General features: G+C 75.2%; 13 protein-coding genes. 4 read left to right on the top strand and 9 right to left on the bottom strand.

Annotated features, from left to right (window positions below):
- Nucleotides 1-138: 138 nt before the first annotated feature.
- Entirely contained in the window at nucleotides 139-1,587 is a 1,449-nt protein-coding gene (locus AC067J_RS10820; RefSeq protein ID WP_478297721.1) for a cation:dicarboxylate symporter family transporter, read from the bottom strand.
- Between the two features lie 237 nt (nucleotides 1,588-1,824).
- Between AC067J_RS10820 and AC067J_RS10825 the strand changes: the two genes are divergently transcribed.
- Together AC067J_RS10825 and AC067J_RS10830 are read left to right on the top strand one after the other, a co-directional pair.
- A complete protein-coding gene (locus tag AC067J_RS10825; RefSeq protein WP_478297723.1) occupies nucleotides 1,825-3,465 on the top strand; it encodes a sensor histidine kinase in 1,641 nt (546 codons plus the stop codon).
- Nucleotides 3,462-4,322, top strand: a complete 861-nt coding sequence (locus AC067J_RS10830; RefSeq protein ID WP_478297725.1) for a response regulator — start codon at nucleotides 3,462-3,464, stop codon at nucleotides 4,320-4,322. The genes AC067J_RS10825 and AC067J_RS10830 overlap by 4 nt, the downstream gene beginning before the upstream one ends.
- Here AC067J_RS10830 and AC067J_RS10835 read toward each other — a convergent pair.
- Both AC067J_RS10835 and AC067J_RS10840 read right to left on the bottom strand, forming a co-directional pair.
- Nucleotides 4,309-4,638: a DNA-binding protein gene (locus AC067J_RS10835; protein ID WP_478297727.1), complete on the bottom strand. Its 330-nt coding sequence runs from the start codon at nucleotides 4,636-4,638 to the stop codon at nucleotides 4,309-4,311. The genes AC067J_RS10830 and AC067J_RS10835 overlap by 14 nt on opposite strands.
- A 62-nt stretch (nucleotides 4,639-4,700) precedes the next feature.
- Entirely contained in the window at nucleotides 4,701-5,012 is a 312-nt protein-coding gene (locus tag AC067J_RS10840) for a ribbon-helix-helix domain-containing protein (RefSeq protein WP_478297729.1), read from the bottom strand.
- Nucleotides 5,013-5,286: 274 nt separating this feature from the next.
- On the opposite strand from AC067J_RS10840, the gene AC067J_RS10845 reads away from it, so the two are divergent.
- Together AC067J_RS10845 and AC067J_RS10850 are read left to right on the top strand one after the other, a co-directional pair.
- Nucleotides 5,287-6,741 carry a diaminobutyrate--2-oxoglutarate transaminase gene (locus tag AC067J_RS10845; RefSeq protein WP_478297730.1) on the top strand — a complete coding sequence of 485 codons (1,455 nt, stop codon included), beginning with the start codon at nucleotides 5,287-5,289 and terminating at the stop codon, nucleotides 6,739-6,741.
- Between the two features lie 137 nt (nucleotides 6,742-6,878).
- Entirely contained in the window at nucleotides 6,879-8,408 is a 1,530-nt protein-coding gene (locus AC067J_RS10850) for a pyridoxal phosphate-dependent decarboxylase family protein (protein WP_478298169.1), read from the top strand.
- 63 nt (nucleotides 8,409-8,471) lie between these two features.
- Here AC067J_RS10850 and AC067J_RS10855 read toward each other — a convergent pair whose 3' ends face one another.
- From AC067J_RS10855 to AC067J_RS10880, 6 genes are all read right to left on the bottom strand, one after another.
- The gene (locus tag AC067J_RS10855) at nucleotides 8,472-9,152 is read right to left on the bottom strand and encodes a signal protein (protein WP_478297732.1); all 681 of its coding nucleotides are present in this window, start codon (nucleotides 9,150-9,152) and stop codon (nucleotides 8,472-8,474) included.
- A gap of 45 nt (nucleotides 9,153-9,197) precedes the next feature.
- Nucleotides 9,198-9,995: an inositol monophosphatase family protein gene (locus AC067J_RS10860; protein ID WP_478298170.1), complete on the bottom strand. Its 798-nt coding sequence runs from the start codon at nucleotides 9,993-9,995 to the stop codon at nucleotides 9,198-9,200.
- 174 nt (nucleotides 9,996-10,169) lie between these two features.
- Nucleotides 10,170-11,399, bottom strand: coding sequence for a type III PLP-dependent enzyme (locus tag AC067J_RS10865; protein WP_478297734.1), 1,230 nt, complete (start codon nucleotides 11,397-11,399; stop codon nucleotides 10,170-10,172).
- A 5-nt stretch (nucleotides 11,400-11,404) separates the two neighbouring features.
- Entirely contained in the window at nucleotides 11,405-13,216 is a 1,812-nt protein-coding gene (locus AC067J_RS10870) for an IucA/IucC family protein (protein ID WP_478297735.1), read from the bottom strand.
- 346 nt (nucleotides 13,217-13,562) lie between these two features.
- On the bottom strand, nucleotides 13,563-15,401 hold the full coding sequence (locus AC067J_RS10875; protein ID WP_478297737.1) for an IucA/IucC family protein: 1,839 nt from the start codon (nucleotides 15,399-15,401) through the stop codon (nucleotides 13,563-13,565).
- On the bottom strand, nucleotides 15,383-16,714 hold the full coding sequence (locus tag AC067J_RS10880) for an ATP-grasp domain-containing protein (RefSeq protein ID WP_478297739.1): 1,332 nt from the start codon (nucleotides 16,712-16,714) through the stop codon (nucleotides 15,383-15,385). The genes AC067J_RS10875 and AC067J_RS10880 overlap by 19 nt, the downstream gene beginning before the upstream one ends.
- Nucleotides 16,715-17,024: the final 310 nt, after the last annotated feature.

The raw sequence follows: 17,024 nt of genomic DNA on the forward strand, positions 1-17,024 counted from the left end.
GCGGTGGCGGTTGTTCGGGTGAGGGGAGGGCGCCGGCCCGGGGCGGGCGGGCAGGCGGGACCCCCGGCCCGGCGCCGTTCCGGGGGGTTGGGCGGGGCGCCGGGTCGGGGGAGTCTCAAGGGGGCGGCGGGGCCGGGGTCAGGCGGCCGCCGCGCTCGGGGTGCCGCCGTGCGGCGCCGGGACCGGCTCGGGCGAGGCACCCGGCACGGGAGCCGCACCCGGTCCCGCGGCGCCCGCCGCGTCCGGGTCGCCGGCGGGGCCGGCGTGGGTGTCGACCAGCGTCCGCTCGTCGAACGGCACCGCACCCGTCAGCACCTGTCGGGCCCGCTCGCGGTCGAACTCGCCGGTCCACTGCCCGACCAGGACGGTGGCGACGGCGTTGCCCGCGAAGTTGGTGAGCGCGCGGGCCTCGGACATGAACCGGTCGATGCCGACGATCAGCCCGACCCCGTCCACCAGCGCCGGCTTGTGGGACTGCAGCCCGCCGGCGAGCGTGGCCAGTCCGGCGCCGGTGACTCCGGCCGCGCCCTTGCTGGCGATCACCATGAAGACCAGCAGGGACAGCTGCTCGCCCACCGACATGGGCTTGTCCAGCGCCTCGGAGATGAAGATCGAGGCCATGGTGAGGTAGATCGCGGTGCCGTCCAGGTTGAAGCTGTAGCCGGTCGGGACGGTGATGCCGACCACCGGGCGGCTGACGCCCAGGTGCTCCATCTTGGCGATCAGCCGGGGCAGCGCGCTCTCCGAGGAGGAGGTGGAGAGGATCAGGAGGAACTCGCGGCCAAGGTAGCGCAGCAGCGTGAAGATGTTGACGCCGGCGACCAGCCGCAGCAGCGTGCCGAGCACCACGACCACGAACAGGGCGCAGGTCGCGTAGAAGCCGACCATGATGACGGCGAGGCTCTTCAGCGCGGCCGTGCCGGTGGCGCCGACCACTGCCGCCATCGCCCCGAAGGCGCCGATCGGCGCCACCCACATGATCATCGACATGACCCGGAACACCAGTCGCTGCACGTGTTCCACACCGCGCAGCACGGGCGCGCCCGCCGGGCCCATCGCCTGGAGCGCGAAGCCGGCCAGCAGGGCGACCAGCAGGGTCTGCAGCACCTTGCCCTCGGTGAGGGCGGAGAGCATGGTGGTCGGGATCATCCCGAGCAGGAACTCGGTGGTGGACTGTGCGCCTCCGGCGGCGGCCTGGGCGTGGCCGGACTTGGCGAGCGCGCTGGTCAGGTGGAGGCCGCCGCCGGGCTCCAGGAGGTTGCCGACCAGCAGTCCGATGGCGAGCGCGACGGTCGACATGGCGAGGAAGTAGCCGAGCGCGAGGCCGCCGACCTTGCCGACCTTGGCGGCCTTGGTGACCGAGCCGATGCCCAGCACGATGGTGCAGAAGATGACCGGGCTGATCATCATCTTGATCAGGTTGACGAAGCCCGTTCCGATCGGCTTCAACTCCACGGCGAAGCCGGGCGCGGCCAGTCCGACCACGACGCCCGCGACCACCGCGACGATCACGGCGATGTAGAGGACGTGGGTGCGGTCCTTCCGTCTGACGGCCCCGGCCTGCGGCCCTGCTCCGGTGATCGACATCTGCGGCTCCTTTGCCCAGCTGTGCCCTGCGGTCCTGGCGGCCCCGGGTGGTGGGCCGCTCCGACTATGGGGCGCGGGGTGACGGGGGTCACGTTTGCGTTCATAGAGTTCACGCGTTCGCGTTCGCGCTCGGGGTCGCTGTCGCAGGGGGCGGCGGCCGCCGGTCCCGCAGCGGTCGGGCGCGGGCCTGGCTGCCGCCGGTCGGGCCGCCGCGGGCCGTGGTGCACACTGGCAGGCATGTCCGCGCGTACCCTCCCCTCGCCGCGCCGGCTGGTGCGCAGCCTGGCCGGACAGCTCTTCGTCGTCCAGGTCGTCATCGTCGCCGCCGTGGTGGCGGGCGGGGCCGTGCTCGCCTACCTGTTCACCGCCGACCGGACCGAGGACGCGGCCCGCCGGCAGGTCACCGCCGTCGCCCGCGCCGTCGCCGACTCGCCGGCGGTCCTGGCCGCCGTCTCCGACCCCGATCCGACCGCCGTCCTGCAGCCGTACGCGGAGCAGGTGCGCGTCGACACCGGGGTCTCCTTCATCACCGTGATGGACACGTCCGGCGTCCGCTGGACGCACCCCCTCCCCGAGCAGATCGGCCGGACGTTCCTCGGTCACATCGACTGGGCACTCGCCGGGGAGACCCGCAGCGAGACCTACACCGGCACGCTCGGGCCGTCGGTGCGGGTGGTCACGCCGGTGCTGGACGAGCGGCACCGGGTGGTCGCGCTGGTGAGCGCGGGCATCACCGTGCAGTCCATCTCGGCCCAGCTGCGCGGCCCGCTGCTCGCCCTGGTCGGTGTCGCGGTGGCCGCGCTGGCGGTCGGCGGGTTCGGCACCTACCTCGCCAACTCCCGTCTGCGGCGGCATACTCACGGGATGGGTCCGGCCGAGCTCAGCCACCTCTACGAGTACCACCAGGCGACCCTGCACGCGGTGCGCGAGGGGCTGGTGCTGCTCGACCACCGTCACCGGGTGGTGCTCTGCAACGACGCGGCCCGTGAACTCCTCGGCCTGGCGGGAGATCTGGACGGCCGGCCGATCGGGGAGCTGGGCCTGCCGGAGGTGCTGGTCGCCGCCGTGCTGGGGCCGGATCCGGTCCGGGACGAGGTCCACCTCACCGCCGAACGGGTCGTGGTGCTCAACACCTCCACCATCGGGACCGGCCTCGGCCGGGTCCTCGCCCTCCGTGACCACACCGAACTCCAGGCGCTGAGCGGCGAGTTGGACTCGGCGCGCGGGTTCGCCGAAGCGCTCGGCGCACAGGCGCACGAGGCCGCGAACCGGCTGCACGCCGTCGTCTCGCTGATCGAACTGGGCCGCCACCGTGAGGCGGTGGAGTTCGCCACCGCCGAACTCGCCCTGGCCCAGCGGCTCACGGACCGGGTCGTCGCAGCCGTCGGCGAACCGGTCCTGGCCGCCCTGCTGCTCGGCAAGGCCGCCCAGGCCGCCGAACGGGGCGTGGAGTTGACGCTCACCGCGGACAGTTCGATCGACGACGGAGTGCTGCCGCCGGGGCTGCCCGCCCGTGACCTGATCACCGTGCTCGGCAACCTGGTCGACAACGCCGTCGACGCGGCGATCGCCGGTGCGGCCGGGAGCCCGGACGCGCCCGAGGTCACCGTGACCGCGCGGATCGACGGCGACCACCTCCTCCTGCGGGTCGCCGACACCGGCGCCGGCATCGACCCGGCGGTTGTGGACGACGTGTTCCGGCGCGGCTGGAGCACCAAGCAGGACGGCCGCGGGCACGGACTCGGGCTCGCCCTGGTCGCCCAGGCGGCCCGGCGCAACGGCGGCAGCGTCGAGGTCGGGCGGGACCGCGGGGCCGTGCTCACCGTCCGGCTCCCGCTTGCCCGGGCGCCCCGGCCGCGCGAGGCGGTGGCGCCGTGAACCCGCCGCCGATGACGCCCCCGGGCGGAGCGACGGGTGGGCCGACGGGCGGACCGGCGGGCGGATTCCCGGACGGGCCCCCGGACCGGGCCGCCGGCGGGGAGTCGAACCGCCCGCCGAACGGCTCCGCGCGCCGACCGGAGATCACCGTCCTGGTGGTCGAGGACGACCCGGTGGCCGCCGCCGCCCACGCCCTCTACGTCGGGCGCGAGCCCGGCTTCCGGGCCGTCGGCACCGTCCACGGCTGCGCCGACGCGCTGCGCTTCCTGGACCGCGCCCGCGCCGCCGGCACACCCGTGGACCTGACCCTGCTGGACCTCTACCTGCCCGACGGGCACGGCCTGCAGCTCTGCGGCACCCTGCGCGCGGCCGGGCACACCACCGACGTCATCGCCGTCACCTCCGCCCGCGACCTCGCGATGGTCCGCCAGGCGGTGTCCGCCGGGGTCGTCCAGTACCTGCTGAAACCGTTCGGCGCCGCCGCCCTGCACGACCGTCTGGAGCGCTACGCCCGCTACCGCGACACCCTCGCCCGGACCGGCGAGGCCACCGGACAGGACGAGGTGGACCAGGCCCTCGCCCTGCTCCGCACCCCCGAACGCACGGCCCTCCCCAAGGGGTTGAGCGCACCCACGCTCAACACCGTCGCCACCGTCCTGCGTGAGGCCCGCGCGGGCCTCTCCGCCGGCGCGGCCGGCACCGCCGCCGGCGTCTCCCGGATCACGGCCCGCCGCTACCTGGAGCACCTCGTCGACACCGGCCTCGCCGTCCGCGAACCCCAGTACGGCACCGTCGGCCGCCCGGAGCTCTGCTACCGCTGGACGGGCGGGGGAGGGGAGGGGGTCAGGCCGGGATGAGCATGACCCGCTTGTCGCAGAGCTTGGCCATGTCGTCGATGTCGCTGGTGATCAACCTGACCGGGCCGGCCTGCGCCATCGCCGTGGCGGCGACCACGGCGTCGATCGCGTACTTGTGACCGTGCAGCCCCGCCGTTCTGAGCAGTGCCATGGCACGCTGGGTCACCGGCCGGGTCACTTCCTCCACGGCGAGTCGCGATACGACGAAGTCCCAGCGGGGTTGCGGTTGGTGTGGGTTCATGGCCTCGATCAGCGTGAGTGTGCTGACGACCACTCTGGCGCCGTGGCTCTTGGCGTGATCGATGCGGGCCAGCATGAGCGGGTCCTCGGCCACCGCGAGCGACAGGCCCTGGCTGTCCAGGACGAGTGCCCCCGGCGTCAGCTTGCCAGCGACTCCTGGACTTCCTGTTCGGCGAGCCACAGCGCATACCTCCGCTCCGCTTCCTCGGCTTCACGGGCGGCTTGCGCGCGGGCGGTGTCGGGGATCGGGCCGTTGCGGCGGACGTGGTCGTCCACCAACTCGGCGAGGTGATCGCGCTCTATGGCCCGTCTGACGGCGGCGGTGACGTAGGCGCTGAACGATCCCTTCCCGACGCGGGCGCGGACCTCGTCGGCCACGTCCTCGGGCATCGACACGCTGTACTTCTTCACCGGGCGTGAGGCCGGTGCGGCATCCATCGGCTCGGACATGCGGCCAGGTTACCACCGGCGGTGGCAACTCCGGGTTGACCGCGCCACTCGGACGAGTGCTCGGGGCTGCGGTCGAGTCCGGCGCTTCCGGCGCGTCCGGGTTTCGCCCGGGGCGGGCCCGTAACCTCTTGGCGGCATTGGTCGTTGGGGTGTTGGGCGGTCGGTGGTCGCGGGGATCCTTGTCACCGGTTCGGGTGGTTCCGGCGGCCCCGGGGCGTGGCGGAGGCGGTCGCCGTTCTAAAGTTAGGCTTACCTAACTTCCTGGGAGTCCGCCTTGACGCTCGCCGCCGAGCCCGCCACCGGTCCGACCGTCCCCCTGCCCGCCGCTCCTCCCGCCCCCACTCCCGGCGCCGCCGTCCTGCGCCGCCAGCGGGTCCGCGAGTCCGCCGCCCGCACCTACGCGCGGTCGTTCCCGATCGTCCCGGTGCGCGCCAACGGCATGACCGTCGAGGGCGCGGACGGCCGCCGCTACCTGGACTGCCTCTCCGGCGCCGGCACCCTCGCCCTCGGCCACAACCACCCCGTGGTGCTGGAGGCGATCCGCCGCACCCTGGACAGCGGCGCCCCCCTGCACCTGCTCGACATCGCCACCGCCGAAAAGGACGACTTCACCACCGCCCTGTTCGAGAGCCTGCCGCCCGGATTCGCCGACGGCGCACGGGTGCACTTCTGCGGACCCGCCGGGACCGACGCCGTCGAGGCCGCGCTCAAACTGATGCAGACCGCGACCGGCCGGTCCGGCGCCCTCGCCTTCACAGGCGCCTACCACGGCATGACCGCCGGCGCGCTCGCGCTCACCGGCAACGTCGCCGTCAAGGAGCCGCTCCCCGGCGGCGGCGAGGTCGTCCGGCTGCCCTACCCCTACGGCTACCGCTGCCCGTTCGGGGTCGGCGGCGAGGCCGGCGCCGACCTGTCGGCCACCTACGTCGAGCGCCTGCTCGACGACCCCTCCGGCGGGGTGGTCCAGCCGGCCGCCATGATCCTGGAGGCCGTGCAGGGCGAGGGCGGCGTCGTCCCCGCCCCCGACGACTGGCTGCGCGCGATGCGCCGGATCACCGCCGAGCGCCGCATCCCGCTGATCGTCGACGAAGTCCAGACCGGCGTCGGCCGGACCGGCGCGATGTGGGCCGTCGAACACAGCGGGATCGTCCCGGACGCGATGGTGCTCTCCAAGGCGATCGGCGGCAGCCTGCCACTGGCCGTCGTCGTCTACCGCGAGGAGTACGACGGCTGGCGGCCCGGCGCCCACACCGGCACCTTCCGCGGCAACACGCTCGCCATGGCGGCCGGCGCGGCCACCCTGCGGCACGTCGCCGCCCACGGCCTCGTGGAACGGGCCGCCACCGTCGGCGCGCGGATGGTCGAGCGGCTGCGCGCGCTCGCCGGGGAGCTTCCGGTGATCGGCGACGTCCGCGGACGCGGGCTGATGATCGGCGTCGAACTGGTCGACCCCGCCGCCGCACCGGACGCCTGCGGCGCACGCCCGGCCGCGCCCGAGCTGGCGGTCCGGGTCCGCGAGGCCTGCCTGGCGCGCGGGCTGATCGTCGAACTCGGCGGGCGGCACGACGCGGTGCTGCGCCTGCTGCCGCCGCTCACCATCACCGACGAGCAGGTGGCGGCCGTGCTGGACCGGCTCGCGGACGCCATCGCGGCGGCGTCCGCGCCGACGTCCGCGCCGGCTACGGGTGCGGGCACGGGTGCGGGGTCGCGCGCGGCGGGGTCCGCGTGAACGGGGTCGGAGCGGGGGCCGGGAACGGCGCCGGAGTCGGGTCCGGAGTCGGGTCCGGGACGGGGCACGGGGCGGGGAACGGCGCCGGGAACGGTGCGGACGGCGGGCCCGTCCCGGCCCCCGCGCCGGTCGACGCCCTGGCCGGTGGCGTCGGCGGTCCGGCCGCGCTCGGCCCGTTGCTGGCCACCGTCCTGGACGCGCTGGAGACCGGCGCCACCCGGCGCGGAGGACCGCTGCCCGCCGGCCGCCCCGCCGACGTCACCGCCCGGGTCGCCGCCGCACTCGCCGCCGCACCCGGCCCGGACGCGCTCGCCCGCCTCACCGAACTGCTCGCCCACGGCGCCGCCGACCCCGCCGACCCGTTCTGCGCCGCGCACCTGCACTGCCCGCCGCTCGCCGTGGCCGCCGCCGCCGACCTCGCCGTCAGCGCGCTCAACCCCTCCCAGGACTCCTGGGACCAGGCGCCCGCCGCGACCGCGCTGGAGACCGCGCTGCTCGCCGAACTCGCCGCCCTCGTCGGCTACGACCCGGCCCACGCGGCCGGGGTGCTCACCTCCGGCGGCACCGAGTCCAACCTGATGGGCCTGATGCTCGCCCGCGACCAGCGACTCGACGGCATCGTCGAGCTGGACGGCCTCCCGGTCGGCGCCAACCCCCGGATCTTCGCCTCCCGGGCCGCGCACTTCTCCGTCCAGCGTGCCGCCGCCCTGCTCGGCCTCGGCGAACGCGCCGTCGTGCCCGTCCCGGTCGACCGGGAACTGCGGATGGACCCGGCCGCACTGGAACACGCCCTGGCCACGGCGAGTTGGGCCGGTCACACCCCGGTCGCCGTGGTCGCCACCGCCGGCACCACCGACACCGGCGCCGTCGACCCGCTGCCCGCGCTCGCCGACCTCGCCGCGCGCTACGGGGCCTGGCTGCACGTCGACGCCGCGTACGGCGGCGGCGCGCTCCTCTCCGACCGGCTGGCCCCGCTCCTCGACGGCATCGCCCGTGCCGACTCCGTCTCGCTGGACTGGCACAAGCTCGGCTGGCAGCCCGCCGCCGCCGGGGTCTTCCTGGTCCGCCGCGCCGAGACGTACGTCTCGCTCGCCCGCCGGGCCGAGTACCTCAACCCGGCCGACGACGAACAGGCGGGCTACCCGAGCCTGTTGGGGCAGTCGCTGCGCACCACCCGGCGGGCCGACGCCTTCAAACTGGCCGTCACCCTGCGCACCCTCGGACGGGCGGGGCTCGGCCGCCTGGTCGACGCCTGCCACGACCTCGCGCAGGCCGCCGCCGCGGCCGTCCGGGCCGATCCCGAACTGGAGCTGCACGCCGAACCCGTCCTCACCGCACTGTTGTTCCGCTACCGTCCGCCGGGCGCGGGCGCGGGCGGGCCGGCGGGGGCCGGGCACGCGGACCCGGCAGATCCGGCAGATCCGGCCGACCCGACGGACCCGGTGGACCCCGCGCAGTCGGAGGCGCTCGACCGGGTGAACGCCGAACTGCGCCGGCTGCTGCTGCGGGAGGGGCGGGCCGTCGTCGGGCGGACCGAACTGCCCGGCGAGGGCCCCGGGCGGGTCCGGCTGAAGCTGACGCTGCTCAACCCGCACACCACGCCCGACGAGGTGACCGCCCTGCTGCGCGAGGTCGTCCTGGCCGGCCGGGAGGTGTGGGGCGGGTGACCGCAGGGGGCGTGGTCCGGGGCGGACGGTTCCGGTCGGACGGCCCCGGTCAGAGGGTTCCGGTCAGACGGCTCCGGTGGGCGTGGGCTTGGCGACGTCGAGCCGGTAGTCCACCGACGTGCTGAACGCGCCCGACCCGCCCCGGAAGCTCAGTTCGTGGCTGCCGGCGGAGAGCGGCTCCAGCCGCACCCAGAGACCGCACGACCAGGTGTGGAAGTGGTCCTCGACTCCGGTGAAGGGGTTGCCGTCGCGGGTGAACAGGTCGATCGGTGTCGCGCCGAGCACCTCGGGCTTCAGGGCCTTGCCGTCCAGGGTCGCGCTTCCCTGCGCCGCGTCCATGAACTCCAGGCAGTCGGACGCCTCGCCGAAGAGGTTCACGATCGGGAACACCACCGGGAGCCCGAGCGGGACGGCGCACGTGCGCCGGGCCGGGCCGCCCTGGGTGCCGGCCAGGCGCCAGATGTCCTCGTCCTGCCCCTGGGCGCACAGGCGGCCGTCCTGGTCGGTGACCGGGTTGCGGGCCTCGGTGGTCGAGGCGGCCCAGTTCCACCAGCGCCCCTGGAGCTCGGCCGAGGTGAGCTCGCCCACCGCGACGGGGGTGGCCTCCGGGTACGGCTCCTCCTCCAGGGAGGGGGAGGGCGAAGCCGCCCCGGTGACGGCCGGGTCGGGGGTCTGCGCGCCGGTGCACGCGGTGGTCACGGCGAGGGCGCCGACGAGCAGCGCGACCAGTCGTCTCGGGTACATGATCGAAAGTCTAGGAGGGGCCCGGTGGCCCCGTCTCCCGGGTTTTCAGCGGCCGAGGAGGATGTCCCGGGTGCGTTCCCAGGTGGCGGGGTCCGCGGCGACGAGGAGGCCGTCCTCGCAGCCGGGGGCCTCGGGGCGGTAGGGGGTGCCGTCCAGGCGGGCGGACACGCCGCCGGCCTCGGTGACCAGGAGGGAGCCGGGGGCGTGGTCCCAGGGCAGGGTCCGCCAGTAGAGGATGAAGTCCGTCGCGCCGTCGGCGATGTCCGGGTACTCGATGCCGGCGGCGTGGCGGCCCGGGGTGACCTCGCCGAAGGCGCTGGTGTTGGCCTCGACCAGGCGGCGGCGGTCGGGGTCGAGGAAGCGGCTCTTCACCGAGCCGCGCCACTTGGCGGGGTCGGCGGTGGCGGGGGTGCGGGTGAGGCGGTGGCCGTCGCGCCACGCGCCGGAGCCGAGTTCGGCGGTGTAGGAGGTCGCGGTGGCGGGCTGCCGGATCCAGGCGGCGACGGTCCGGCCCGCGCGGACCAGGGAGACCATCACGGCGTACTCGGGGCGTCCGGCGATGAAGTTCGACGTGCCGTCGACCGGATCGACGAGCCACGCGGCGGGCTCCGAGTGCAGGGCGTGGGCGAGTGCGGGATCGGCCGCGACGGCCTCCTCGCCGACCACCGGGAGGGGCAGCAGTTCGCGCAGCCGCCGGGCGATGACCACCTCGGCCTCGCGGTCGGCTATGGTCACCACCTCGCCGGGGGCCTTCTCCATCACCTCTCCGGCGGCCAGCGCCCGGAACCGGGGCTCCACCACCTCGGCCGAAGCCTCGGCGATGATCTCCGCCACCTTGTCCATCAGCACGTGCCCGCTCCCTTCACCGGCTACCACTTTCGCACGTCAGTGCGGTGGAGGCCCGCGCCCGCCCCCGGTGGGAGCGGGCTGACGGCTTTCGGATGACAGATTCTGATATCTGTCATCCGAAAGTCGCCGGCTGGAATCCGTCAGTCGTCAGCTGTCGGTCACCGGCCGTCACCCCAGGTGGTGGAAGCCCGGGCGCGGGTGCATCAGGAAGTCGTGGTGGGAGATGTTCCAGGCGTAGGCCCCGGCCATGGCGAAGAGCACCCGGTCTCCCGCCCGGAGGCCGGCCGCGGCCGGGGCGGCGTGGGCGAGGACGTCCTTCGGGGTGCAGAGCTGGCCGGCCAGGGTGGCGCGGCCTCCCGTCACGACGGGGCGCGGCCAGGCGTGCGGCCAGGTGTCGACCGGCAGGACGGCGAACGGCTGGTCGTGGCCCCGGGTGGCCGGGGTGCGCAGGTGGTGGGTGCCGCCGCGGACGAGGACGAAGTCCTCGCCGTGGCTCCGCTTCACGTCCAGCACCTCGGTGGCGTACCAGCCGCAGTACGCGGTGAGCGCCCGGCCGGGCTCGATCCGCAGCGTCAGCCCCGGATGCCGGTCGAGCAGCTTGCCGAGGCCCTCGCCGAACGCCGTCCAGTCGAAGCGGGCGGCCGGGTCCGCGTAGTCGACGGCCATGCCTCCGCCGACGTTGACCTCGTCCAGCCCGAACGCGTGCCGCTCCGCCAGTCGGGCCGACCAGCCGACGATCTGGCCGGCGAGCGCCAGCTGTTCCGCCGCCGCCAGCCCGCTGGCCAGGTGGGCGTGCACACCGCGCAGCCGCAGGCGCCTCCGTACCGGGCCCAGGGGGCCGAGCGGGTCGGTGAGCAGCCGGACGCAGGCCTCGACGCGGCCCGGGTCCAGGCCGAACGGCGTGGGCCGGCCGCCCATCGCCAGTGCCACCGAGTCCAGCGCCCCGGCCCCGACCGGCAGGTTGACCCGCAGCAGCACGTCCACCGCCGCGTCCGGCCGGTCGGCGAGGACGGCGGCCAGCCGGTGCAGTTCCTGCTCGCTCTCGACGTGCCAGCGGTGCACGCCCGCGTCGACGGCGGCCGCGATCTCGGCGGGCGTCTTGCCCGGACCGCCGAAGGCCAGCGGGGCGTCCGGCACCGAGGCCCGGACGTGCGCCAACTCGCCGCCGCTGGAGACCTCGTAGCCGCCCACGGCGGCGCGCAGCGCGGTCAGCACAGGTCCGTCCGGGTTGGCCTTGGCGGCGTAGTACAGCTCGACCCGCTCGGGCAGCGCGGCCCGGACGGCGGCGGCGTGCGACCGCAGTGCCGCCAGGTCGTAGACGTAGCAGGGGAGTTGCTCCGGGGAGAGGTCGGCGACGTGGCGGCGGACCGGCTCGGTGGCGGCTACCGGGGTGGTCATCGGGGTCATCGGATCCTTCCGGCGGGGACGGGTGGGGCCTGGACGGGGTGCGGGACGCGGGCCGCCTCCGCGAGGACGGAGCGGGCCAGCGGTGAGGGCAGCCGGACGTACCCGGCCTCGCGGTCGCGCTTGCGCTCCCAGCGGGTGAGCAGGTTGGCCTTGGCCGGCAGCGGCACGCCGGCCAGCAGCGCCCGCAGCCGGGGCGGGTCGCTGTGGGCGGCGGCGTACTCCTCCAGGACGCGGCGGACCGCCTCCCAGAGCGCGCCCTCGGTCGCCGGGTGCAGGTCGGCGATCGCGGCGAGCAGTTCGGCGATGTGGTTGACGAGCAGGCAGTAGACCACCCGGTCCCAGCCGTGTTCGGCGTCGTACGCCAGCGGCCGGGCCACCTCGGGCGGCAGGGCGTCGAGCAGGGCGGCGTGCCGGTCGGGGACGAGCTTGGTTCCCTCCAGGTCCCGGAAGAGCACCTGGGCGGGGAAGCCGGACGGGTCCACGCCGATCAGCACGTTCTGCAGGTGCGGTTCGAGCACCACGCCGTGGTCGAAGTAGGCGGCGAGCACCGGCGGGACGAGCAGCCGGAGGTAGGCGGTCCACCAGTCGAGCGCCCGGCCCGCCGCGGTGCTGCCGGCGGTGCCGTTCGGGCCGTGCGGGCCGTTCGTGCGGTCCGGGTCGTTCGTGCCGTCCGCGCTGTCCGCGCTGTCCGCGCCGTCCGTGTCGGCGAGCAGCCGGGAGACGTGGGCGGAGCTGGTCGGGTACTCGTCGGCGACGGCGGCGGCCAGCAGCGGGGTGACGCCGGGGCGCAGCACGTCGGCGAACCCCTCGCGGACGATCAGGCCGAATCCCTCGTACAGCGCCCGGTCGGGCCGGCCGTCGGCGCCGGGCAGGGCGAGGGTGCGGAACGCCGGTTCGCGGAGCATCGCCGCGTCCGGGAAGCGCGCGGTGAGGTCGGCCAGGACCGGGGCCAGCAGCCGGGTCAGGGTCACCGCGCCGGCGAGCTCGTAGGCGGCGTTCTTGCGCAGGCAGTTGGTGATCCGGACGTTGAGGCTGAACTTGAGGAACGCGCCCGCGCCGTACAGGGTCCGGACGGACGCGGTGGCGGCGAACGGCGTGCCGCCGGGGCCGAGGTCCAGGACGTCCCCGCGGTCCAGGGCGCCGCGCAGCAGGGGGTGGTCCTCGATGAGCTGGTACTGCCAGGGGTGGGCGGGCAGCAGCCGGTAGCCGGCGGGTGCGGGGGCGAGTCCGTCCAGCAGGCGGGTGGCGTCCGGGTCGGCGGAGGACTCGGCCACCAGCTCGTGCCGGACGGCGAGGTGGCGCAGCCGGAACGCGGCCCGGGTCTCCGGTGCGTACGCGCGCCAGTCGCCGCGTTCGGCGGAGCGGGACTTGGGCGCCGGGTGGAAGCGGTGTCCGAGGAGCAGCGCCTGCTCGGATTCGAGGTAGCGGTCCGGGCCCGGTTCCGGGCGGTCGGCGAGGGCCGTCCGGACGGTCCGGTGGCTGGAGGTCAGTTGGGGGAGGAACTCGTCGTTGACGGTTCCGGTCCGCAGTTCGAGTTCGCCCTGGACGTAGCGGGCGAGCTCGTGCCAGTTCAACTCTGCCCATCCGTCCGTCCGTTCCTCCTCGACCGGGCCGCTGAACCGGTGTGCGCCGAGCAGGGAGGTGCGGCGCAGTGCGATCCGGAGCTGGGCGCCGCGCCGGGGCAGGCGGATCAGCAGGCGGCCGCCGGTGACGGCCGTCTGGTGCTCGGGTGCGGAGACCTCGCGCAGCAGGCAGTTGAGCAGGGTGTGGGTCACTGCGTGGTCGGCGGTGGGCAGTTCGTGGGTCATGGGCGACTCCAACGGTGGCGGAGGGGGAGGTCGGGTGCGGCGTCCGCGGTGTCCGCGGCGGCGACCGGCGCTGTGGCGGCGCGGGCGGCCCCGGTGCGGTCGTCGGGGCCGCCCGCGGGAACGCCGTGGTGCCGGTGGGGCGGCCGGCGGAGGGGACCGGTGTGCGGCGCCGGCGTCGGCCTCGGCATGCGCTGGGGCTCGGGCCGGGGTCCGGGCGGAGGTCCGGGCCGCGGCTTCGACGGCGGCGGGGGAGGGCCGGCGACGGCCGGCGGCAGGACGACCATCAGCACATACTGCCGGTGCGGGTGGACCGGAGGCGAGGGCTTGGCGGCCGTGGCCGTGGCCGTCATCGGCCGACGCCCGGTGCGGTGGTGGCCTGCGGTGACGGCAGCAGGTAGTTGGGGCCGGTCGTGTAGTGCTTGTTGATGTCGGCGGCGCCCGAGCGCTGCTTGCTGAGCAGGGTGCCGGCGGTGACCATCGCCTTGACCGGCAGCCGGTCGGTGTCCAGCAGGGCGGCGCGCAGTGGTTCGCCGGCGGGCCCGAGCCGGTCGACGGCTTCGGTCATCCGCCGGCGCAACAGGCCCAGCAGGGAGTCCAGTTCGGATCGGCCGTGGGCGGCGAGCCCGAAGGCCAGGGCGCCGGTGCAGAGGTGGCCGGTGATGGTGGCGAACAGGTCGGTGAGCGGGCGGTCGTCGGTGCCGAGGATCCGGGCGTCGTCGAACTCCGCCACGGCCGGGGCGGGTCCGCCGAGGGCGGCGGTGAGCCGGGCGGTGTGGAGGCGCGGGCCGTCGTCGTCCTTGTAGAGCAGTCGCAGGTCGCCGTGCTCGTCGAGGACGAGTGAGGTGTTCTGCTGGTGTGATTCGAGGGCGATGCCGTACCCGAAGAGGGTGGTCTGCCAGTCGAGCAGCAGTTCCAGCAGCGCGTCGTAGAGGGCGACGGGGTCGCCGCCGAAGAACCGGTCGGCGAGACGGTCGACGACGAGCGGTCCGCGAGGGTCGGGGCGGTCGGAGCGGTCGGAGCGGTCGGGGTGTCCGGGGTGCCCGGGGCGGTCGGTGTGGCCGGGGCGGCCCGGCGAGGGGGCCAGCAGCGCGGCGAGCGGCACGGTGACGGACCGCTCCAGGCCTGCCGGGTAGCGGCGGAGGAGGACGGCGAGCAGCTCGTGTCCCGCGTGTGCCCAGGTCTGTTCGTCGGCGTGCAGGATCCGCCCGGCGAACCGCGGCTCGCGGGCCAGCACGGCCTCGACCAGTTGCTGGCCGGCCGCACCGTCGCGGAGCGTGCCGGGCTTGATGGTCCGGCGGTTGAGCCGGCCGAGGGTGGCGGTGGCGAGCGGGAGCTTGAGGTGGTGGGAGGGGTCGTCGGCGACGGCGACGGTCCGCATCGAGAGGGTGGGGACGACGGTCAGGTAGGGCCGGTCGGCCAGGACGGCGTGCTCCGCCAGGCCGGTGGCGCGCAGCGCCTCGTCGAGGTGCGCGCCGACGGTGAGCGGGTGGACCGGGACGGTCTCCCAGGCCTGGTCGCCGCCGGGCAGCGCGAGGCCGAGCCAGCTCGGGGTGGGCCACCAGCTGGGGAGCGGGCGGTCGCCGTTCCGGGTGAGCGTGCCGGCCGGGAGGGCCAGCCAGCGGAGCTCGAAGGCCGGGTGGAACTCGGGTGCGTAGGCTCGAAGCCGCTCCTCGTCGAGACCGGACCGGCCGCGCGCGGTCGGGTAGACGGGGTGGTCGAGGTAGGCGGCGAGAGTGTCGAGGCCGAGGGCGGCGGCGGGCCCGGTCCAGTGGGCCGGGTCGGCGCCGTACAGGTCGGTGAGCGTGCTGTGGACCTCGTCCCGGACCCGCTCGTGCAGCTCCATGGTGGCGAGGGTCTGCCGGCACTCCTCGGCGAAGGCGTCCCAGCCGGGCCGGTCCTCGTCCTCGGCGAGCGGGGCGAGTGACGCCAGTATGCCCATGACGCCCGTGACCTGACGGTCCGACAGTTCGATCGACGGGAGCCTGGCCGCGTACTCGCTCTGGAAGCCCTCGGGGGCGACCGGTACGGCGAGCGCCCGTTCGGCGGTCACCAGCCACGGGCCGTCGGCCCGTTCCTCCACCACTGCGCGGGTGCGCAGCCCGAGCACGTCCTCGCGCAGCAGGGTGGACAGGACGCGGAGCGCGAGCCGGTCGGAGGCGGAGGTGTTCACGGGGTGATCTCCCAACGGTTTTCGGCGATGAACCGGGCCACGGCGGCGTCCACGGCGGCCTGGTCGGGGCCGACCGCCCAGACCACGCCCAGGTAGTCCCGGTTGGTGCGGTAGTGCTCGTGCCGTTCGCCGACCGCGCGCAGCGGCCGGTAGGCGAGCCGGACGCCGTCGCGCTGCTCGTCGTGCGGGGCGGGGGCGGCGGCGAGGGTCCCGGCTCGGTCGGCACGGACCGGCTCGTTGCGGCCGCGCAGCGCGCGGGCGGCGCACCGTTCGCCGAGGTCGGCGGGGAGTTCGCGGCCGAGGTGGACGGCGAGGACGTGCTCGAACAGCGGGATGCCGAGGAGCTCGGCGAGCATGAGGTCGCACTGGTCGCCTATGGCGCGGTAGTTGACCTCGATGATCCGGGCGCGGCCGTCCGGCTGGACGACGAACTCGGTGTGGCAGGCGCCGAGTCCGACGCCGATCGCGTCGAGCTGGGCGAGCACCTGGCCGACCACGGCGGGCGGGTGCTCGGGGACGAACTCCAGCATCTCCTCGATGAAGTGCGGAGGCGGGGAGACCCTGGTCCGGAATCCGCCGAGGACGTGCCGCCGCCGCCCGTCGCCGAGTGTCTCCAGCGTGTACAGCGGCCCGTCCAGGAACTCCTCGACGACCAGGGCCTCGCCCTCCCTCCGGTGCTGGATCTCCCGGCAGCGCTGCACGAGTTCCGCCGCGTCGGCGACCAGTGAGACGTCCTCGCTGGCGACGCCCTCACGCGGCTTGACGACGACCGGGAAGGTGAGGTCCGACTCCCCCAGCACGGAGGGGTCCTGGCCCGGCGGGAGTTCGACGGAGCGGACGGTGTCCAGGCCGGAGGCGGTCAGGTGGCGGCGCAGCTGGCCCTTGTTCTTGGCCCGCAGGGTGGCCTTCCAGTCCTTGGCGGGCAGCCCGAAGTACTCGGCGGCGAGGGCGGTCTGGGTCTGCAGGTGGTCGCTGTTGCTGAACACGGCGAACGCCGTGCCCGGTGTCCCGGTCCGGTCGGACGGTGCTCCGGCGCCCCGGTCGTACGCCGGGTCGGCGCGGTCGGACGGTGCGGCGGCGGCGGGCGGAGCCGGTGGTGCGGCCGCTCCGGTGGTCCGGTGCCGGTCGATCACTCCGATGACCTCACGGAAGTCCCGGACCTCGCACTCGACCACCTCGGGGGCGTACGGGAGGGCGGCGTAGGCGTCCCGGTGCGGTCCGGCGTGGTCGGTGAGCACGGTGACGTCGAGTCCGAGCCGGGCGGCGGCCGGGAGGAAGCCCTGGGTGACCGAGTCGGTGGGGTTGAGGGCGAGCAGGTAGAGCCGCATGTCGGCGCGGGCTCCTCTCGGTGCAATGGCTGGCGTGGGGGTTGTGTGGGGCGAGGGCGGAAGCGGGGTCGAGCGGGGCAGGGAGGGGCGGTCAGGGGGCGGTGCGGGCGATCGTGGGCGGCAGGGGGCGGGCACCGCATGGCCTACCCCTCACGGGGGCGCGATTCTCGGGCGTGCGGTGCCACCGGGGGCGCTGCGTCGGCCCTGCGCGACCGCCTGCACGGGCGCACGCCGAGGTCCGTGACCCGGGTGGGCCCGACGACCCGGGTGGGCCCGACGACCCGGGTGGGCCCGACGACCCGGGTGGGTC

The organism is Kitasatospora sp. NPDC042419, assembly GCF_056437345.1.